We start from the raw sequence: 20,361 nt of genomic DNA, 5'->3' as shown, positions 1-20,361 counted from the left end.
TAAAAAATGGTAGAGGTAAGACCAGACGAAGTATCAGCAATTTTGCGTCAGCAGTTGGCAGGCTTCAAGTCAGAATCTGAATTAGAAGAAGTGGGTACTGTACTCCAGGTGGGTGACGGTATTGCACGCGTTTATGGATTAACAAAAGTACAATCGGGCGAGCTGGTTGAGTTTGGTACCGGCTTACAGGGTATCGTACTTAACCTTGAAGAGGATAACGTGGGTGTGGTATTGCTTGGCAAATCCGATGATATTAAAGAAGGTGATACCGTTAAACGTACCAACAGGATTGCTTCAATTAACGTAGGCGAAGGCATGCTTGGCCGTGTTGTTGATACCCTGGGTGCCCCAATTGATGGTAAAGGCCCTATTGCCGGCCAGGTTTACGAAATGCCTTTGGAGCGTAAAGCGCCAGGTGTTATCTATCGCCAACCGGTAACCGAGCCTTTGCAAACAGGTATCAAAGCTATCGACGCGATGATCCCTATCGGCCGTGGCCAGCGCGAGTTGGTTATTGGTGACCGTCAGACTGGTAAAACTGCGGTTTGTATCGATACCATCATCAACCAAAAAGAATTTTATGATGCCGGCAAACCGGTTATCTGTATATATGTAGCTTGCGGCCAGAAAGCTTCTACCGTAGCAAACATCGTACGCACACTGGAAGAAAAAGGCGCTATGCCTTACTCTATCATTGTTGCGGCAAACGCTTCTGACTCTGCTACCATGCAGTTCTTTGCGCCGTTTGCAGGTGCTGCAATTGGTGAGTACTTCCGCGATACAGGCCGTCCGGCTTTGATCATCTATGATGATTTGTCGAAACAAGCAGTTGCTTACCGCGAAGTGTCATTGTTATTACGTCGCCCACCGGGCCGCGAGGCTTATCCTGGTGACGTGTTTTACCTGCACAGCCGTTTATTAGAGCGTGCTGCGAAAATCAACCAGAATGATTCAATTGCTCAGGCAATGAACGATTTGCCTGAGTCGATCCGTGGTATTGTTAAAGGTGGTGGTTCATTAACCGCATTGCCTATCATCGAAACACAGGCAGGTGATGTATCGGCATATATCCCAACCAACGTAATTTCGATTACTGACGGCCAGATATTCCTTGAGTCGAACTTGTTTAACGCAGGTGTTCGTCCGGCTATAAACGTAGGTATCTCGGTATCACGTGTAGGTGGTAACGCGCAAATCAAATCGATGAAGAAAGTTGCAGGTACCCTGAAACTTGACCAGGCACAATACCGTGAGCTTGAGGCCTTCTCGAAATTCGGTTCAGACCTTGATGCATCAACAAAAACAGTGCTTGATAAAGGTGCCCGTAACGTTGAGATTTTGAAGCAAGGTCAGTACTCACCTGTAACAGTTGAAAAACAAGTTGCTGTTATTTACTTAGGTACTAAAAACCTGATGCGTAACGTACCTGTAAACAAAATCAGGGAGTTTGAAAGCGAATTTACAAGCCAGCTTGAAGTTCGTCACCCTGAAGTCTTAGCTGCGCTTAAAGCAGGTAAGTTTGACGACAGCATCACCGGCGTACTGGAAACAGTTGCTAAAGAGCTGAGCGGGAAATATTAATTTATTGAATAGAGAGCGGTGGGTAGTGAATAGTTAAACGACTAACAACTCACCACTCACTAATAACCACTCACCAAAAGAATGGCTAATTTAAAAGAAGTAAGAAACAGGATTAAGTCTGTAAGTTCAACACAGCAAATAACCAAAGCCATGAAAATGGTTTCGGCAGCTAAGTTGAAACGGGCTACCAACGCAATTGTACAGCTGCGCCCTTATGCAAACAAGCTGAAGGAGTTGCTCGCAAACTTGTCTGCAAGTTTAGAGGATGGCTCATCGCCATTTTTAGCGCAGCGCGAGCCGAACAAGGTGCTGATAGTTGTGGTATCGTCAAACCGTGGCCTGGCCGGTGCTTTTAACGCTAACGTTATAAAAGCCGCCAATAACCTGATTGCTGAAAAATACAGCGAGCAGCTTAGGGCCGGCAATGTATCGATAGTTAGTATCGGTAAAAAAAGCCAGGAGTTTTATCAGCGCCGCAAGTACAATGTTATTGGTAACAATAATGATTTGTACCTCGATCTTAACTTTATAAACACATCCGTAATTACCGAAAGTATTATGGAAGGATTTTTAAAAGGCGATTATGACCGCGTTGAACTGGTGTATAACCAGTTTAAAAACGCTGCTATGCAGATACTAACTGTTGAGCAGCTGTTACCGGTTCCAAAACCCGAAGTTAAGAAAGAAGAAGGCAAAAAGGACCTTAATAAAGTACAGGTTGATTACATATTGGAGCCTTCGCAGGAAGCTATAGTAGAGCAGCTTATCCCTAAAAATATTAAGATACAGGTTTACAAAGCAGTGCTTGATTCAAATGCATCAGAGCACGGCGCACGTATGACCGCAATGGATAAAGCAACTGATAATGCCGGTGAATTATTGAAAGCGTTAAAGCTATCATACAACCAGGCACGCCAGGCAGCCATCACCACCGAATTAACGGAGATTGTGAGCGGCGCCGCAGCATTATCGGCTCAATAAAAATACTACGTGATTTTTTTAATATTGAAGGCTTTCCGGTAACGGGAGGCCTTTTATGGTTATGTCATTTGCGAGCGCAGCGCAGCAATCGCGAACTGTCCTGAGCCAATAGAAAGGTATGAATTTGCAAATTCATATGTATAGCGGATTTGCATAGCGTGATTACAAAGTTCGCGGTTGCCGCGCTCGTTCCTCGCTCGCAATGACATGATGTAAATGTTCCGGGGTACCTAAACAAATCTTATCTTCCTTTTGTTATCCCCTTATGACAGAGCCAGCAAACTCAACAGACAAACCATCACCTGCGGATACACCTACCCACAGGCCACATGATGACGGCCATAAAAGCGTGGTGCGCAAAGAGGATAAGGAGTATAATGCCGATAAGCCACACGGCGGCGAGATAGCCAAAAAACACGAAAAGGAAGAACAACCGGTGCATCCTGGTGACGAAAGCAAAACGTAGCTGCATTTTTTGTCGGCCATGAACTATGAACCATCAACTATGAACTACTTTACAATCCCCGCCGAGTTAAACTGCAAATCGTACAATTTGCGGTAGTAACCGTTTTCAATACGTAATAGTTCCTGGTGGGTACCCATTTCTTTTATCTCACCATGGTCGAGTACGATGATTTTATCGGCATTTTGTATGGTGGATAGCCGGTGGGCAATTACAATGGCTGTGCGGCCCTGCATAAGCTTACCTATGGCATTTTGTATTAATATCTCTGTCTCTGTGTCAACAGATGAGGTGGCCTCGTCCAGTACGAGAATAGTAGGGTTGTAAACCAATGCCCTGATAAAGGAAATCAATTGCGATTGGCCGGCAGAAAGCGTAGAGCCCCGTTCCATCACATTATAATCATAGTCCCCGGGCAGCCGCTCTATAAATTCATGCGCGCCTACGTCTTTTGCTGCCGCGATGATTTGCTCCCGGGTAATTTCGGTATTATTCAGGCTGATGTTGTTGGCAATGGTATCGGTAAACAAAAACACATCCTGTATAACAGTTGCAATGTGTGAGCGCAGGTAATCAACATCATACTCCCGTATATCGTGCCCGTCGATAGTAACGGCGCCCTTGCCAATTTCGTAAAACCGGTTCAGGATATTTATTGTTGATGACTTGCCCGCACCTGTAGCGCCTACCAGCGCCAGCGTTTTACCGGGCTGCAGGTGAAAGTTGATATCTTTTAAAACCCAGTTTTCTTCGTTATAGGCAAACCAAACGTCCTTAAATTCTATGTCGCCCTTAAGGGTTTCAGGCGCCAGTTTGCCGGTATTAACGGCTACCTCATCGGTATCCAATACTTTAAAAATCCTGTCGGCGCCCACCATGCCCATTTGCAGGGTGTTAAATTTATCGGCCAGTTGACGTATGGGCCTGAAAAGCATATTCAACAACACAATAAAACCGGTTATTACACCCGGCGTAATGCCGTGCTGGTTGGCAGAAATACTCAATAACGCTTTGTCCGACAGGATACGCTTACAGCCATACCACACCAGCAGGCCAATACATACGGCAAACAGAATTTCGACTACAGGAAAGAAGATCGAATAATACCAGTTTGAGCGAATATTGGCATCGCGGTATTTAGTATTTACGGCTTTAAACTTTCGCATTTCCTGGTCTTCGCGGGCAAAAAGCTGGATAACGCTCATGCCAGAGATATGCTCAGCCAAAAAAGTATTCAAATGTGCCACCTGTGTACGTACCTCCTGGAAAGACGACTTAATAGCTTCCTTAAACACATATGTCGACAACAGCAGGAACGGCATCGGTATCATGGTAATCAGCGCCAGCTTCCAGTCCTGGTAAAGCATAACACCAATTACAGCCACAACCAGCAGTAAATCGCCCATAATAGATATCAATCCTTCCGAAAATATATCGGCAATGGTTTCCAAATCAGAAACAGTTCGCGTTATTAACATACCGATTGGTGTACGGTCGAAATATTTCAAGCGTAGGCTGGTGATGTGATTAAATACGTCGATCCTCAAATCACGGATTACCGATTGACCCAGCGAGTTGGTTAAGTATGTTTGATAATATTGAGCAACAGTTTGGATAACCAACTGCGCAATCATCAGCCCGATCATAAAAACCAAGCCGTTATAATCGTCGGTAAGAATATGGTTATCAAGCGTTTTTTGGATCAGTATAGGCTGCACCAAAGCATTGGCTGCTAAAAATATAGTAAGGGATGCAGCTATGATAAAAGTGGACCGGTAGGGTTTTACATAATGCATTATCCGCCCCAGCAGTTTCCAATCGAGCGCTTTACCGGTAATGCCCCCTCCGCCCCCTGAAGGGGGAACTTTTGAATTTGTATTTTTATTGTTGCTCACTTAAATTCAAAGTTATCGTATAATTTTAAAATTTTCCTTTTTTGTTCCCCCTTTAGGGGGGGTAGGAGGCTAATATTGCACTCTGGTTAAGAATAGCCCGCATGCAGGTACGGACATGCCCGCGTTACTGCGGTTTTTGCTTTCGATGATGGTACGAACGGCTTCCGGTTCAATCTCTTTGCGGCCCACCATAATCAATGTGCCTACTATCGCCCGTACCATGTTGCGTAAAAATCGGTCGGCAGATATCTGGAATACCATGCTGTCGCCCTCAATGATCCACCCGGTTTTTGATATTTTACAATTATTAGTTTTTACCTGGGTGTTTGATTTGCTAAAGCAGCTGAAATCGGAGTGCTCCATAATTATCACCGCAGCTCTGTTCATCAATTCCACATCCGGTCTATCCCGCAGTTCCCACGAGTAACCGGTTTTAAAAGGATTCTTATTAAAATGGATATGGTATTCGTAGCTGCGTAAAGTGGCATCGAACCGCGCATGTGCTTCGGCAGTAACCGGGAAGATGTTTTTTACAGCGATATCCTTAGGCAGAATAGAATTTAAACTTCTAACAACAGTTGCAGTTTCATCTATGGTCCATGGTCTATCGTCTATGGTCTCCACATCGAAATGCGCAAAAAACTCTTTGGCATGTACGCCGGTATCCGTACGCCCGCAACCAACGGTTTCTATAGGCTGGCGCAAAACAGTAGCAAGGGCTTTATCCAATACTTGCTGAACAGCTACCGCATTTGGCTGTGTTTGCCAACCGTGATAGTTGGTGCCGTCGTAAGAGAGTTCAATAAAATAGCGTCGTTTGGCCACGGGGCAAAGGTAGTGAGGATGTTGTAATGTTGAAACGATGGAAGGTTTTAAAGTTAAGAGCACAAGCCGAACAACAAGGGCACAACCTTTTAACGTTGCAACTTTCCAACCTTACAAAAATTTAAGAAATATACTCTTTATAAATCGACTCAAACAAAATCTTGTTCTCAACAGCCAGATCAAAAGGCTGGTCTAAAAAAGAGCTGCTGTAGCCTATAGCTTTGGCCAGGTTCTTTAATACTTTAAAGTAGGTAATTTCAATTCCCTCTATCTGCTGTAAATAAAAAAGTATAAATACATCTTTTTCGAGCGGGGTTTTACCGGCTTTAATGGTTGCAATGTAAGCCTCCAGCGTCATTGCCTTTATACCCAGCGTGCTAGTTTGGGATGGTGTTTCGCCAATTGCCGTGTATATTTCATCCATTTGTTTAATCTGGCTTTCAGTATCGTCAATACCTTCCTGTATTGCTTGTTTTAAAACATTTAATTTTGCAATACTTTTTACCTCGTTAAAGAAACTGATGAGGTGTTGTTTTCCAAAATAAATGTAATTCAGGTGCTCCAGGAAAGTTTTTTTCAGCAGCATATCATCAATCTGCACATCTTTAGGTTGCAAAGAGGGTGAAGGGTCAGTCGGATCGGCCATGTCAATCAGGGGTTAAATCAGCAAATAAAAGTACGATATTTATTGAATACAACACACACAGCAAATAATTAGCAAAACAGCTTATCTTTGCCTTATAAACTAATACTATGTTACAACGAGTACAAAGCATTTACCTGTTATTAGCTTCATTAGCTATGTTTGCCCTGTTCCTTTTTCCATTGGTGCACAATGTTTATGTAGATGGCAAACCATTAACGATAATGGTAACCGGGGTTTTCCAGGATATAAACGGACAGCACACCCATACCCAATTTTTTATGGGGATAACGATTGCTACAGCCATCATCGGTTTGATTCCACTGATCATCATTTTTTTATACAAAAATCGCAAGCAGCAAATAGCGCTTAGCTATAGCACATTGCTGGTGATAGTTGGTTATAGCTTCTGGCTGTCGCAGATGGCAAAGGGCGTTATGGGCAGCGTACAGATTGATACCCATAACTTCGGGATAGGCCTTTTCCTTTCCTCGTTCAGCATGCTGCTTATATTGCTGGCTATCAGGGCCATCAAAGCCGATGAAAAGCTGGTGAAATCGGCGGACAGGTTAAGGTAGAAGTGTGACTTGATTAGGTAGTGATTTACATTAAATGGATATAGTTGGATTAGTTGACAGGTACAAAGCATTGGGAATCGCCGATGTGATTGACCATGAAAAATTCAACCTGATTTCTATCGTTCATCACTCAACCCAGATAGAAGGCTCAACTTTAACCGAGATTGAAACGCAGGTGCTGCTTGATGAAGGTCTAACCCCTAAAGGGAAACCTATAAACGACAGTTTGATGGTGACCGACCATTTTGCTGCGCTAAACTTTATTCTTCAACAGGCAAAAGTTAAACGCAATGTCACTGTTGAATTTATAAAGGAAATCAACGCTGTTGTCGTAAAAAGTACCGGTCAGTTATATAATACCGTTTTCGGCACTGTTGACGCAAGCAAAGGCGAATTCAGGAAAGGTAATGTGTCTGCCGGCTCAACTTATTTTCCTAATTATGATAAGGTAATTGCGCTTACCGAAAAGATGGTTTCAAGGATAACTGATTTAATGAAGCGGGATTTAAGTGACCTCCAAAAAATTAATTTGTCTTTTGATTCACATTATAATCTTGTAAGTATTCATCCCTTTTATGATGGCAATGGCCGAACATCGCGCCTGCTAATGAATTATATCCAGGCGTTTTACGGCTTCCCGCTGGCAATCGTACATTCTGAAGGAAAAGCCGAGTATATTGAGGCCTTGATTGCTACCCGCGAAAACGATGATATTTCAATCTTTCGAAAATTTATGGAGGGAGAATACTCCCGGCTTTTATCATCGGAAATAAAAAAATTTGAAGAGATTGATAAGCCTGCAACAGGTAAAGGGTTTACGCTTTTGTTTTAAATCAAGATTTTGCGTTATTCAACCATAATTCAGACGCAATCTTTCATTTACCACTTTCAAAGAATTACCCAGCCCGACGTCCGCTTGTTCAAGGCTTTTGTAAGGTATTTTCCTTTGATTTTCGGTTAACGAATCCTGTTCTTCAATTTCTATTTCGACTTTTGGATTTATGTCTTCCATATAACAGAACTAAAACAATTGTTCCTTAACTTAATCCATTACTCACCACTCAACTTAATCAACGGTGGTTTTGCCGCGCTAATTAAACCTCCCATACTTTTCAATTTTCCTGTACGGCTTTGTGAAAAAGTCGCCGACCACCTGGTTAAACATGTCTTTATAAAAAATAGGCGTGGAGTGTCCTGAGTTTGGCAATATCCATAAATAGGAATTAGGGATAGTTTCCGCTATCAGCATAGTATGTTTGGTGCGTATCACATCATGGTCGCCGCCAATAACAAGCGTGGGACAGGTAATTTTCTTTACATCCTCCAGCTTTATATGTGGCTCGTAGCTTAAAAGGTGCAGCAGCTTAAGCTGGTCCTTCATTTCTGGTGTTACATTCTTTATCTTTTTGATGGTATCCTGGCCTTTCAGGTTCATTTTTACTGCATAGTCGTAAACAAATGGGTCCACCGCGCTGGTATCCGGCCAAAGGTTTGCGCCGGTTACTGCCAGCTTCTTCACTTTTTCAGGATGGCGCATGGCCAGCATCAGTCCCTCAATACCGCCATCACTCCAGCCAATTACATTGCATTGTTTCAGGTTCAGCTTATCTAAAAGAGCATTCAGGTCATCGGTCATCATCTCGTACGATAATGAATCAGTATGATCTATTGATTTGCCCTGCGATCGGCTGTCTGCAATAATTACCTGGTAATTTTTAGCGAAGTAGGGTATCTGGTATAAAAAATTATTGATAGAGCCGCCATTGCCATGGATGATAAGCAGCGGTTCGCCTTTACCGTAAGTTTCATAATACATTTTAAAGCCGCGGATATCAGCATATTTACCGACTGCAGCATTTTTGCCGAAGGTGGTAGTATCCATAGCCTTCTGGACATCCTCCTGCGCAAATGTAAATTTTGCGAACAGGATGAAGGATAAAAAAAGTAAGGTTTTTGATTTCATAAGGGAAAGATAACGATTTTATTTATGATAATTTATAGTAACTAAGCGATAAAGGATTTTTCGAACCATTGCAGATTTAAACAAGAATAGGGGAAGGTCACAAACTAAATCTTGTAAACCGATCTATAACTTCAAGTAATTGCAAATCACTATTGGTGATGTATTGAAAGTTATAATTAAGCCGACCTTTAGCTATTATTTCATTCTAAATTCAGGCTTAGCCTGGTTAATTTTATCATGACTATAAATAATGCTTTTGAACTGCTTGAATCTTACAGCGGATCTTTTAAATTAACGCTGCATCCGGGAGCCAACGAAACGTTAATAAACAAAGTTGAGTGTACTTACGGCATTACGTTACCCGATGATTTTAAAACCCTATATCGCTTTACCGATGGCTTTGAAATTGACGAAGACATTTTTAATATGATACCGCTTGGGGAAATGATAAGCAATAAAATGAAGGATAAATCAATATGGGTAGCGGAATACATGATCTATTCGGAAATGTGGGGATTGGAAATAAATCCTGAAATTCCTAATCAGTATTCAATTTCCATAGCTGATTCGGATAGTGAAAAAATAACTTTAACCAATTCATTGGCAGAGTTTATCGGGCGGATTTTGAAAGGCGGGTGTTTGAGAAGGGCGGATTGTACCATTGGAAAGATGAAATAAAAGCAAAAACCCATGGACACACTGACCCCAACGAGATGAAACCGCTTTTCGGGGTTTTTAGTGAATGTCTGAAACTTGATTTGATTTCGAAACAAGAAGTTATCGGCCACGCAGACTGGATCGTCTCGACTGAAGGAGATTCCGATCGTTTTTTTATCGATATATCTCTTTGCCGGGATTTGAATGATCTGCTTGTCGTTTTGAATTCTGTAAATTTAACAGACGATATTTTACAGATACGGGTAATTTTTGGACTAATAAATCTACAATTTCTTATTCATAAAATAAATACTGATAAGGCGTTATCAGTGTTAAGTAAATTCACATATAGAAAAGAGTTTACACCTTATGAAACAAATGAAATGGGATATCTGATAGAAGAATGGAGACGCTTGGGCAGACACTCTGACAAAAGGGCGCAGAAAAAGTTCAACGAGCGTGTAAAAGTATTTTTCGATAATTATAGTGGACTCTACCTATATGATTACAAAAATTGGAACGAGATAAATTCCAAAATAATTAAAGACTTTTTGTCAAAGAAGCAAATACGATCTGGGTTTTTTGGCAAGTTATCAAAACGATTAAAAAAATTCCTCTAAATGAATTCGAATGAAAAATTTTAAAGTGCCCAAAATTCGCCCTTTACCAAAAGCAAAGGAGCCCTTTTATATGGCCCCTTTGAAGAAATAGTGGTTAATTACTCAATATTTACGCCGGCACCGCAATAAGCGCAAACTTTTTAAGGTCGGCTCCGCTGCCGTTAAAAATATCAAGATCAAGCCCACCATCGGTACCAGGAATAGTTGCGTTATCACTATACTGCCAAATGGCGTAGCTGGTCCAGCCTGCCGGCAAGCCCGGCTGTTGCTGTTGGTAAGCCGGTATCCAAAGCGGGTTATTGCTAAACTCGGTAACGCCGCTAAAATATTCATTCATAAAGCCTTTTGCTGTATAAATTACCGGGGTACGCCCGGTTTGTGTCGCTACAATATCAAGCCAGTCGGCAATGATCTGTACACAGGCGTCTTTATTATCGGTAATAAATTGGTTAAGTTCGTTGGTTTCTGCATCATCGCTGCCCACCTGCCATTCCACATCCAGGGCCGGTGGCAACGAGCCGGGCGCAGAAAAATCAAAGCCGCCGGCCAAAAAGTTATTTGCCTGCACTTGTGCCGAATCGGCAAACGTTAGGAAATGGTAGGCGCCCACAATAAGCCCCTTGCCCTTAGCCGAATTAACGTTACTGGTAAACATCGGGTCTTTATAAGTGGCACCCTGGCTGCATTTGCAATAAACAAATTGTATGTGTGGCGAAAGGTTGCCCCAGGTTATACTGTCGCCGTGATAGATATCCATTCCCTGTGGCGCAAGATTATCCAAAGCGCCCCAGGTGTCGGGTCCGGCTACGCCATCTGCGGTAAGGCCCTGCGCGGTCTGAAATTGCTCAACCGCAGCCTGTGTGCCCGGGCCGAAGTCGCCGTCTACTGTACAATTGTATCCTAACAGGGAAAGTGCGCGTTGCAGCATGGTTACCTCGCCGCAGGTTGATCCGTTTTTTAGTGTATTCATGATAAAAAGGTTTAAGTGTATTAAGGGCTTTAATTATATAAATGTAGAAAAAAATGAAATATTTCGCAGTATGTGCGGCAGAAAAATAACGCCCTATAACTGTAAATGTCAAACGCCGATGGCTTTTATCTTACCGATAAATTACCAATATCATAATTATTAAAATAGGTATTTGAATTGTAGAAAATAAAGCATACCTTTGCGCCCGATTTGACGATGTAGTTAAATCCGTTATTTAAATTCATGAACCCATTTATTAATCTGGGAATCCGTCATGATATTGTTAATGCCATCTCTGAGTTAGGGTTTGAAAACCCTACGCCAATCCAGGAACAGTCAATTCCGGTATTGTTAACAGGCAGCAACGATTTTGTCGGATTAGCCCAAACCGGCACTGGTAAAACTGCTGCCTTCGGACTACCGCTATTGGAACTGCTGGACTTCGAAGAAAATCATCCGCAAGCACTTATATTGTGCCCTACACGTGAACTTTGTTTACAAATCACGAATGACATAAAAAATTACTCCAAAAAAATGGGCAACGTTAATGTTGTTGCCGTTTATGGTGGAGCAAGTATTTCTGATCAACTACGCCAGATAAAACGCGGTGTGCAAATTGTTGTTGCCACCCCTGGCCGTATGCTTGATATTATTAACCGTAAGGCTATCGACTTTAGCCAGGTTAAGTTTGTTGTATTGGATGAGGCTGATGAAATGTTGAACATGGGTTTCCAGGAAGACATTGACAGTATTTTATCCACTACTCCGGATACCAAAAAAACGTGGTTGTTTTCGGCCACAATGCCTACTGAAGTTCGCCGCATAGCGAAAAAGTACATGAACGAGCCTTTTGAGCTTACCATGGGCACAAAGAATACCGGTAATGCCAACATTGAGCACGAGTACTACATAGTGCGTGCCCGTGACAAGTATGCCGCATTTAAACGTATTGTTGATTTTAACCCTGATATTTTTGGTATAGTATTTTGCCGTACCAAAATTGAAACACAGGATATAGCAGAAGCTTTGTTGAAAGACGGCTACAATGCCGACTCGTTACACGGAGACCTTTCTCAACAACAACGCGACAAGGTGATGAAACGCTACCGTGACCGCAGCCTGCAGCTTTTAATAGCTACTGACGTTGCCGCCCGTGGTATCGACGTTAACGACGTTACACACGTTATTAACTACTCACTTCCTGATGAGGTTGAAAACTACACTCACCGTAGCGGCCGTACAGCCCGTGCCGGTAAAACAGGTGTATCAATAAGCATCATCAATGCAAAGGAATTGGGTAAAATTCGCCAGATTGAGCGTGGGTTAGGTAAGAAATTTGTTAAAGCTGAAATCCCAACAGGATTTGATGTTTGCGAAAAACAATTGTTCAGCATTGTACACAAAATACATGATGTACAGGTTAACGAGCAGCAAATTGAGCAATACCTGCCGCGGATAATGGAAGAGTTTAAAGACTTAACCAAAGAGGATTTCATTAAACGTTTTGCGTCAATTGAATTCAACCGTTTCCTTGATTATTACAAAAATGCCCCAGATTTGAATGCGCCGCTTGAAGAAGGACGTCGCTTTGAAAGGGACGGCGAACGCGCACCACGCGGCGAAGCCGGCAAATCAGAATATACACGTTTGTTTATCAACTTAGGTTCGGTTGACGAATTTAACCGCGGCGATTTGCTGGGTTACATTTGCAACCAAAGCAAAATAAGCGGACGTACTGTTGGCAAAATAGATGTTAAAGGTGTTTACTCGTTTTTTGAAGTTCCGAATGCCGACGTTGAGAAGGTAACAGCGGGCTTTAACGGCGCCGAGTTTAAAGGCCGCCCTGTACGGATAGAAATATCCGGCGAAGGCAGCAGCGAACGTCGCGAAGGCGGCGGTGGCGGTGGTTACCAGCGTCGCGAAGGCGGCTACAACCGCGAACGCAGTGGTGGTGGCGAACGCCGTGAAGGTGGCTACAAAGGCGGAGACAGAAATGGCTCGGCAGGTGGCGGCTTCCGTGACTTCTCAGGAAAACGAAAGGAAGACCGTCCTGAACGCCGCAGAAGATTTTAGTTTAGTTTTTCATAAGGTGCCTGGTGGTTCGGGCACTGGTTTAGTTTAGTTAGTTTGTTTGCAAAACCCTCATCCGCAAGGCATGGGGGTTTCTGCATTTGGGGGGTTCACCATCGCGTCATTGCGAGGAACGAAGCAAACTCTACGCGCGCAAATCAAGGAGCAAAATGCTTGTGGTAACCTATCCGCCGCTTTAAGGTTCCTTTTTACTGTAAGGTTCATGAATGTCCTATGTAGAGGTTGCTTCGTTCCTCGCAATGACGGCGTGGTTAGGTTGCTTCGTTCCGCAATGACGCGTGGAGAAGGCAATTTCGGCTATGAACTATGAACCATCAACTACGAACTAACGGCTATACTCCACCGCCACAGAGTCCGGCCCCATTAGTTTAAGGTTATGCTCGTCGAGTTTTTGAATTAAGAAAGCGGTATAGGGTTTGTTTCCTTCAAATGAAGTGAAAATGGTGTCGCCTTTTACAAAATAGTCTTCTGCTATGGCTTCGCCATCATCCATCGTAAAGCCTTTATCGGTTATTTTAAGTTTGGTGGTGCCGTCTTTTGATTTCCAGCTGCATTTGAGTTTGGCATTCGGCGTACTTGACGTACAGGCTACCCCAAACAACACTACGGTACAAGCCAGGTGAATAAATATTAACACGAACTTTTTCATGGCAGTAAAGCAGCACCCCGTTTAAGGGATGCTGTTTAAATATACAAAATTAATCTTCATGTTTATCCATCAATTGTGATTTTTTCAGATAAATCCTGTGTCCTTTTTTGCTGATGTAATAGTAATGCGAATGTTTATTGATGTAAACAGTTTGTCCGTTAGGGCCGCATTTACCTTCGTATTTTTTATCAACAATAGCTGCGGCGCCTGTCGCAGCAATTTGTGAAGTTTTATGGCCAACTTTTGTCGCTGTCTTGTCTATTTTTTGGCCGACAGTAGAGTCCTTGTGGGTTTGGGCACTGGCGGCTCCAAACGAAAAAATTCCGGCAGCTACTAAAGCTACTTTAAATAAATGTTTCATGGTAGTATTTGAGTTAATTCAAATACCTAACTCAAATGTTCTGCCAAATGTTTCATTTCCAGCGCGGGCGGCCGTTTCTCGTATAAAATAGCATAAACAGCGTTGCAAATGGGCATGCTCACTTTGTACTGTTTATTTACCTGGTGTAGGCAATTTACTGCATAATAGCCCTCGGCAATCATATTCATTTCCAGCTGTGCCGACTTTACTGTGTAGCCTTTGCCTATCATGTTGCCAAAGGTGCGGTTACGGCTGAATTGCGAGTATGCTGTAACTAACAAGTCACCAAGGTAGGCCGATTCCATTATGTCGCGGCTAATGGGGTGCACGGCATCAACAAAACGTTTCAGCTCGCGGATGGCATTTGCAATGAGCACTGCCTGGAAATTATCGCCATAACCAACTCCATGACAAATACCGCTGGCAATGGCAAATATATTCTTTAGTACGGCGCCGTATTCGGTACCATAGATATCATCAGAAACAATAGTTTTAATATACCGGGTGCTGAACATGCCGGCGAATTCGGCCGCAAGCTCATTATCACGCGATGCTATAGTGAGGTACGATAGCTTTTCCAACGCAACTTCCTCGGCATGGCATGGCCCGCTGATTACAATAAAGTGGCTGAATGGGATGTTATAATGCTGGTTTAAAAATTCGCCTATAATCTGATTTTCATCGGGTACGATGCCTTTTATGGCCGATATTATTTTTTTGCCGGCAAGGTCGGCGGGCGTAATGCTTTTGAGGGCCTCTTTCAGGAAAGCAGCAGGCACGTTAAGCAAAACAAATTCGGCCTGGCTGATGGTGGCTTTTAAATCGGTTGAGATATTTTGGGCAGGAACACTTATCTCAACGGAACTGATATAGTTGGGATTATGTTTAAACCTCTGGATATGCTCGACCGCATTCTCGTTTCGCATCCACCAAAAAATCTCTTTTGGGGTATCGTTATCCGAAAGTATCTTAACGTTGGCTGTAGCCCAACTGCCACCGCCTATTACGGCTATTGTTTTTGTTTTGTCCATAGGTCTGTTTCCGGTTGGCAGTTTTTGATTTGCAGTTGGCAGTATGCAGTGGCCGACGACTTGCAGTATTTAACTGATCAGGGCCAACTGGAAACGGTCAACTAAAACGCCAGGTTTTATAGAAAGGAACAAAGCTATATAATAGTTTGGATTTTTGTGTGTGATGAGGTGGTTTCAGGATGTGTATTAATTGTGCCGTTGTTCGGAACAGGCATAATCGCAACAGGGAGAAAGCATTTTTTACAAAAAGTACTGACACTAATTTGTCAGTACTTTTTGCATTTTTTAGGGTAGCAGATGAGTTAAAAAGTGCGTTATTGACTCAGAAACAAGCTTTTTCGCCCCGAGACATAACCTGTTCCTGTTCCACCCTGTTCCTTGTGTTTCACTGTGAACAGGAACGCAAAACTATACTACAATGCTGGTATAGGTTTACTAATTTGACGTCGGTACAAACAACTTGCTCTTGTCAACCTTTTCAACGTCCATTTTGTCTTTCAAATCTTTTGATATGGTGGCAAATGGTGCGGATACCACCTCGTCGCCGGCTTTTAAACCTGATAATATCTGGATATAAGTATCGTCCTGTATACCGGTTGTTACCTGCACCTGTTTTACTTTTCCGGCACCATAAACAAACACATACTCTTTTGCGGGCTCAACTATTGCTGGCTTTGATTTATCTTCATCCTTTTTTACTCCTGTGCTGTCCTTTTTTACCTGGCGTGTAGTTACCGACTGAATAGGCACCGATAACGCATATGTATGATTTGTGTTGATATCAACAGTGGCGGTCAATCCCGGACGGAAAGGGATTGGGTTAGCGGCAGTTTTTAGCAACAAGTCCTTAAACGACTCGGGGCTAATCCTAACTTTAACGGTAAAATTGGTAACCTGGTCGGCATTGGTACCTACCACGTTGGCTGCGCTGCCTATTTCAATTACTTTGCCGCCAAACGTTTTACCATAAAAGGCGTCAACTTCAATTTTTGATGAATCACCAAGTTTGATGCGGTTGATATCATTTTCGTTAACATCCACATTTACGTCAAGCTGACTAAGGTCTGATATAGTCATTATCTCGGTACCTGCAAATTGCTGGGTTCCTAATACACGCTCGCCCAACTGGATGGATAGTTTTGATATCACACCGTCGACGGGTGCATAAATAGTTGTTTTAGCCAGGTTGTCCTGGGCCTCTTTCACCGAGGCTTGTGATTGTGCCAACCCATAGGTTGAGCCTATAACGTTTTCCCTGGCAGCTTCAAGACCAGCCTTTGCGCCTTCGTAGCTCGCTTTTGCTGCATCAAATTCAGCCGCAGTTAATACCTTATTATTATATAAAGCCTGGTCACGTTTATAAATTGCGGCCTGGTTCTGGAAGGTTGCCTCGGCTTGTTTAAGCATTTGGTTAGAGTTACCAACACTTGCCTTCTGTGTATTATACGCTGCAACGGTACGGTCATAGCCTGATTTCAAAATGTCAGGCCTGATTTTGCAAAGCAACTGGCCTTTTTTAACCACATCGCCTTCCTTTACCGGGAGTTCGACAACCTCACCCGAAACCTCCGGGCTAATTTTTACTTCAATATGCGGTTTAATTTTACCGCTTGCCGATACCGACTCATTGATATTGCGGCTGGTAGCTTTTTCGGTAGCCACCTGCGTTTTTTTAGGCTTGCCGATAATACCGGTTGCGTTTAACACCACCAGCAGCACAATCACCGCGCCTAATGCTATCAGAATATATTTTGTAGTTTTTCCCATGATTCTATTTTTGATTTCGGAGTTCGGATTTTCGAATTCGGATTTTATTGTTTTTTGCTTTTATCTAATTTTTTCTTTCGGACTTTTCTGACGTCTATAACGTTATCGTGTTACCCAAATAATAATCAATTACTTTACTGCGGAAGATTACCTGGTATTGAGCAGCAATCATATCGTTTTGCGATTTGTTGAAGTTGGTAAGCGCCGTGTTATAGTCCAGTGTATTTACAAAGCCCGCGTCGTAACGTTGCTTGGTGACATTTAAAGCCTCTTTATTCGAATTGAATGTTTGCAACGCCGATTGATAGCTTTTTTCGGCGGCCGATAAATCCAGCGTGGCCTGTATAATGGTTTTGCTTAAATTATTTTTTGCGATCCGGGTATTTAAATCTGCATTCTGATAAGCCAGTTTAGCTTTGGTTACTGCTGTGCGTGTAGCAAAATGGTTGAAAATGGGTATCTGTAAACTTAACCCTATCGACTTGTTAAAGTTGTTGTTCAACTGGCTGCCGAAAGAAACCGGCGACACTGTGGATATTATATTAGGGGTAACAACATTTTGACCGGTGCCTTCAACCGTACCAATGGTGGTGGTGCCGCTTACAGTTTCGCCCGTAACAGTCCGCGCCTGGTTTGAGTAACTGGTACCTAAACCGCCAAACATAACAAGGGTAGGATAGTAGGCCCCCTGCGCTACTTTAATAGCCTGCGCATAAACCTGCTGTTGCAATTCGGCTAATTTGATATCCGGATTAGTGGTAAAAGCGGTTTTAATAACCTCGGTAGCATCGTAAACCGTTTTTACATCGGTTAGTTTGCTAATGTCGGGTTTCTCAACAGCTATGTTTGTTGCCGGGTCCATCTCCATATATTGCTTTAAAATCAATATAGCAAGGTCAACCTGGTTTTGTGCATTTGTAGAATTCAGTTCGGCGGTTGAAACCTGCGATTTTGCCTGGGCCAAATCCGCCAACGTGGCATTGCCCTGGTCGAAGTTTTTCTGTGCACGGTCCAGAGTTATTTTCGCCAGGTCAATTTGCTGTTTTGCGGCAATAGCTAAATCCTGGTCGGTAAGTATTACCAGGTAGTCGGTAACCACATTTAGCAACAGGTCATTTTTGATTTTTGCGGTGCTGGTTTTATCGGCGTCAAGTGTCAGTTTGTTTTGCAAAATCTGGTTGCGTAACTGCCCGCCCTGGAAAAGGGTGAATTGCGCCTGTGCGTTGCCGTTAATGTTTAACGTTGATGATGCGTAAGCAAACGCCCCGAGCACCTGTGTTTTACCAAAGTAATAGCCACCCTGGCCGTTTGCATTTAAGGTAGGCAACTGGTTGTATTTTGTTGCGTTATAATCCTCTGTACCCAGTTTTTCGGTTATTAGCGCTTGCTTAATAGTGAGATTGTTGGCTAAGGTGCGGTTAACTGCCTCCTGGAGGCTTATCACCTCCTGGGCACTTGCCGTTAAGCTTGCCATGCCGAGGCATACAATACTTAGCACTGCTACCCTTTTTAATTTTAATATACTTTGAGTCATAAGGTTATCTTTGTTCATGGGTTATAGTTAATAGTTCATAGTAGCTACAACCACTACCTTTTAGTTAATAATTAATACATTTAGGCCTGTTTTGGGCTTTGAAGCTAACCGTTGCTGATGTTACCATGAACAATGAACCAACAACCATTAACTATTTAAAATGTATCTTATAAAAACACCGCGGCTGCTTAAAAAGCTGTATCCCAATTTTGTATGGGATGGCCCGAATAACCCCCGGTGCATTTATTTGACTTTTGACGATGGCCCTATACCAATTGTTACACCGTTTGTTTTAAATATTTTAAAACAGTACAAAGCCAAAGCTACTTTTTTTTGTATTGGTGATAATGTACGCAAGCACCCCGATATATTTGAACAGGTAAAAAATGACGGGCACGCTATAGGTAATCACACTTTTAACCACCTTAAAGGCTGGGATACAGACGATAAAGTTTATCTCGATAATTTTTTACAGGCCGATGAATTGCTGGATACAAAACTGTTTCGCCCTCCATATGGGCGCATGAAAAAAACTCAGTTAAAATTGTTGCAGGAAGCAAAACCGGGTGTGCAGGCCATTATGTGGAATGTCCTTTCTGCTGATTTTGATGTGGCCATAACACCGGAGAAATGTTTAGATAATGTTTTGAAGAAAACCCGGGGCGGAGATATGGTATTATTTCATGATAGTTTAAAAGCAAAGGAAAGGATGGAGTATGCATTGCCGAGGGCGATGGAGGTGTGGAGTAGGGAGGGGTATGAGTTTAGGAGTATGCCGGAACCTGTATTACTGCGATGATTGTATTCAAATTTATTTCTGCCTTTTGAAGCAAAGCCCATCTAATAGTTTCGCCTTTTTTAATTTTGTTCGTAATATTGGTTTATGACCCAAACTGACCCGAAGGAAGCGCTTTTCCCTGCACTGGCAAGCACCGATAGAATCCGAAAGTATACCTATCCAACGATTCGATCCATTGTTACTTTATTTTTTATCCTGATTTTAAATTCGCTGCTGGTTGCCATACCATTAGTTATAGTGCTTATTTCACAGCAATCAGTTTCGCCGTTATTTAAATCAATATTAAGCCTGGTAGGATATGTGGTGCCGCTTTTATTGACTATAAACTATGCGGTGCGAAAAATCAAAACGCAACAAGGCTATCCTGTGAAAGTTAATTTTAGCAAATTCCAGCCATGGATTATTCCGGTAGTAATTGTCGGCACCCTGGCGCTGGTTGTCCCTTTATCACAAATAGCCAGTATACTACCGATGCCGGCTTCGGTGCAGAAGTTTTTTGAACGTGCCTTTACAAAAGATATTTTTTCTATCGCTACAGTAGTTATCGCTGCGCCGATATTAGAAGAGATACTATGTCGTGGAATTATTTTAAAAGGTTTATTGCAAAATTATTCTCCTCAAAAAGCAATTATCATTTCAGCAATATTTTTCGCTGCTATACACCTCAATCCCTGGCAGGCACTACCGGCATTTTTTGGAGGACTATTTTTAGGATGGGTTTATTACAAAACCCAATCGGTTTTCCCTGGCATGATTGTTCACGCCACTATCAACGCCGCAGCAACTTCGTTTTTGTTTTTACCCACAACTAAAAAGGATTTGCCGGAACTTTTGGGTATGCCTTTTTACTTGCTCGCGCTGTTTACTTCGATAGCGGTTTTCACATTAGCCTGTTTTATCATTAATAAAAAACTTCGGTTAACAGCAACCCATAACCTATAATCTGTTCCCGC

At 42.6% G+C, this 20,361-nt stretch carries 21 protein-coding genes; 10 read left to right on the top strand and 11 right to left on the bottom strand.

Going from position 1 to position 20,361, the window contains the following annotated elements; all coding sequences use genetic code 11:
- Positions 1-6 precede the first annotated feature (6 nt).
- From atpA to NAF19_RS05745, 3 genes are all read left to right on the top strand, one after another.
- Positions 7-1,581 (top strand): F0F1 ATP synthase subunit alpha, encoded by a 1,575-nt coding sequence (gene atpA / locus NAF19_RS05755; RefSeq protein ID WP_252788863.1) that lies wholly within the window; start codon positions 7-9, stop codon positions 1,579-1,581.
- Between the two features lie 81 nt (positions 1,582-1,662).
- Positions 1,663-2,562, top strand: a complete 900-nt coding sequence (gene atpG / locus NAF19_RS05750; RefSeq protein ID WP_252788862.1) for an ATP synthase F1 subunit gamma — start codon at positions 1,663-1,665, stop codon at positions 2,560-2,562.
- Between the two features lie 265 nt (positions 2,563-2,827).
- Positions 2,828-3,028, top strand: a complete 201-nt coding sequence (locus NAF19_RS05745; RefSeq protein WP_252788861.1) for a hypothetical protein — start codon at positions 2,828-2,830, stop codon at positions 3,026-3,028.
- Between the two features lie 44 nt (positions 3,029-3,072).
- Here the strand turns inward: NAF19_RS05745 and NAF19_RS05740 are convergent, their stop codons facing one another.
- From NAF19_RS05740 to NAF19_RS05730, 3 genes are all read right to left on the bottom strand, one after another.
- Positions 3,073-4,821, bottom strand: coding sequence for an ABC transporter ATP-binding protein (locus NAF19_RS05740; RefSeq protein WP_252789288.1), 1,749 nt, complete (start codon positions 4,819-4,821; stop codon positions 3,073-3,075).
- Between the two features lie 168 nt (positions 4,822-4,989).
- Positions 4,990-5,745, bottom strand: coding sequence for a tRNA pseudouridine(38-40) synthase TruA (truA, locus tag NAF19_RS05735; RefSeq protein ID WP_252788860.1), 756 nt, complete (start codon positions 5,743-5,745; stop codon positions 4,990-4,992).
- Between the two features lie 121 nt (positions 5,746-5,866).
- Positions 5,867-6,391, bottom strand: a complete 525-nt coding sequence (locus NAF19_RS05730; protein ID WP_252788859.1) for a DUF892 family protein — start codon at positions 6,389-6,391, stop codon at positions 5,867-5,869.
- Between the two features lie 107 nt (positions 6,392-6,498).
- Here NAF19_RS05730 and NAF19_RS05725 point away from each other — a divergent pair, with 107 nt between their 5' ends.
- Positions 6,499-6,966 carry a DUF4293 domain-containing protein gene (locus tag NAF19_RS05725; protein ID WP_252788858.1) on the top strand — a complete coding sequence of 156 codons (468 nt, stop codon included), beginning with the start codon at positions 6,499-6,501 and terminating at the stop codon, positions 6,964-6,966.
- 34 nt (positions 6,967-7,000) lie between these two features.
- Entirely contained in the window at positions 7,001-7,798 is a 798-nt protein-coding gene (locus tag NAF19_RS05720) for a Fic family protein (protein WP_252788857.1), read from the top strand.
- Positions 7,799-7,816: 18 nt separating this feature from the next.
- Here the strand turns inward: NAF19_RS05720 and NAF19_RS05715 are convergent, their stop codons facing one another.
- Both NAF19_RS05715 and NAF19_RS05710 read right to left on the bottom strand, forming a co-directional pair.
- Positions 7,817-7,978, bottom strand: coding sequence for a hypothetical protein (locus NAF19_RS05715; RefSeq protein ID WP_252788856.1), 162 nt, complete (start codon positions 7,976-7,978; stop codon positions 7,817-7,819).
- Between the two features lie 78 nt (positions 7,979-8,056).
- Positions 8,057-8,929 carry an alpha/beta fold hydrolase gene (locus NAF19_RS05710; protein WP_252788855.1) on the bottom strand — a complete coding sequence of 291 codons (873 nt, stop codon included), beginning with the start codon at positions 8,927-8,929 and terminating at the stop codon, positions 8,057-8,059.
- A 237-nt stretch (positions 8,930-9,166) separates the two neighbouring features.
- On the opposite strand from NAF19_RS05710, the gene NAF19_RS05705 reads away from it, so the two are divergent.
- Both NAF19_RS05705 and NAF19_RS05700 read left to right on the top strand, forming a co-directional pair.
- Complete coding sequence (locus NAF19_RS05705; RefSeq protein ID WP_252788854.1) at positions 9,167-9,607, top strand: SMI1/KNR4 family protein; 441 nt, start codon at positions 9,167-9,169, stop codon at positions 9,605-9,607.
- A gap of 35 nt (positions 9,608-9,642) precedes the next feature.
- Entirely contained in the window at positions 9,643-10,206 is a 564-nt protein-coding gene (locus tag NAF19_RS05700) for a hypothetical protein (RefSeq protein WP_252788853.1), read from the top strand.
- Between the two features lie 109 nt (positions 10,207-10,315).
- Here NAF19_RS05700 and NAF19_RS05695 read toward each other — a convergent pair whose 3' ends face one another.
- The gene (locus NAF19_RS05695; RefSeq protein WP_252788852.1) at positions 10,316-11,176 is read right to left on the bottom strand and encodes a GH25 family lysozyme; all 861 of its coding nucleotides are present in this window, start codon (positions 11,174-11,176) and stop codon (positions 10,316-10,318) included.
- Positions 11,177-11,419: 243 nt separating this feature from the next.
- Between NAF19_RS05695 and NAF19_RS05690 the strand changes: the two genes are divergently transcribed.
- A complete protein-coding gene (locus NAF19_RS05690; protein ID WP_252788851.1) occupies positions 11,420-13,249 on the top strand; it encodes a DEAD/DEAH box helicase in 1,830 nt (609 codons plus the stop codon).
- Positions 13,250-13,592: 343 nt separating this feature from the next.
- On the opposite strand, the gene NAF19_RS05685 is transcribed toward NAF19_RS05690, so the two are convergent.
- From NAF19_RS05685 to NAF19_RS05665, 5 genes are all read right to left on the bottom strand, one after another.
- Positions 13,593-13,916: a hypothetical protein gene (locus tag NAF19_RS05685; RefSeq protein WP_252788850.1), complete on the bottom strand. Its 324-nt coding sequence runs from the start codon at positions 13,914-13,916 to the stop codon at positions 13,593-13,595.
- 49 nt (positions 13,917-13,965) lie between these two features.
- Positions 13,966-14,277, bottom strand: a complete 312-nt coding sequence (locus NAF19_RS05680) for a hypothetical protein (protein ID WP_252788849.1) — start codon at positions 14,275-14,277, stop codon at positions 13,966-13,968.
- Positions 14,278-14,303: 26 nt separating this feature from the next.
- Entirely contained in the window at positions 14,304-15,308 is a 1,005-nt protein-coding gene (locus tag NAF19_RS05675; protein WP_252788848.1) for an NAD(P)H-dependent glycerol-3-phosphate dehydrogenase, read from the bottom strand.
- Between the two features lie 435 nt (positions 15,309-15,743).
- The gene (locus NAF19_RS05670) at positions 15,744-17,075 is read right to left on the bottom strand and encodes an efflux RND transporter periplasmic adaptor subunit (protein WP_252788847.1); all 1,332 of its coding nucleotides are present in this window, start codon (positions 17,073-17,075) and stop codon (positions 15,744-15,746) included.
- 94 nt (positions 17,076-17,169) lie between these two features.
- Positions 17,170-18,627, bottom strand: a complete 1,458-nt coding sequence (locus NAF19_RS05665; RefSeq protein ID WP_252788846.1) for a TolC family protein — start codon at positions 18,625-18,627, stop codon at positions 17,170-17,172.
- Between the two features lie 142 nt (positions 18,628-18,769).
- On the opposite strand from NAF19_RS05665, the gene NAF19_RS05660 reads away from it, so the two are divergent.
- Together NAF19_RS05660 and NAF19_RS05655 are read left to right on the top strand one after the other, a co-directional pair.
- Positions 18,770-19,408 (top strand): polysaccharide deacetylase family protein, encoded by a 639-nt coding sequence (locus NAF19_RS05660; protein WP_252788845.1) that lies wholly within the window; start codon positions 18,770-18,772, stop codon positions 19,406-19,408.
- Positions 19,409-19,492: 84 nt separating this feature from the next.
- Entirely contained in the window at positions 19,493-20,350 is an 858-nt protein-coding gene (locus tag NAF19_RS05655; RefSeq protein WP_252788844.1) for a CPBP family intramembrane glutamic endopeptidase, read from the top strand.
- The last annotated feature ends 11 nt before the right edge of the window (positions 20,351-20,361 follow it).

Source organism: Mucilaginibacter flavidus (genome assembly GCF_024055575.1).
GTDB lineage: Bacteria > Bacteroidota > Bacteroidia > Sphingobacteriales > Sphingobacteriaceae > Mucilaginibacter > Mucilaginibacter flavidus.
The sequence above is the reverse complement of the archived record's forward strand: the minus strand, read 5'-3'. Positions and strand labels throughout refer to the sequence as shown.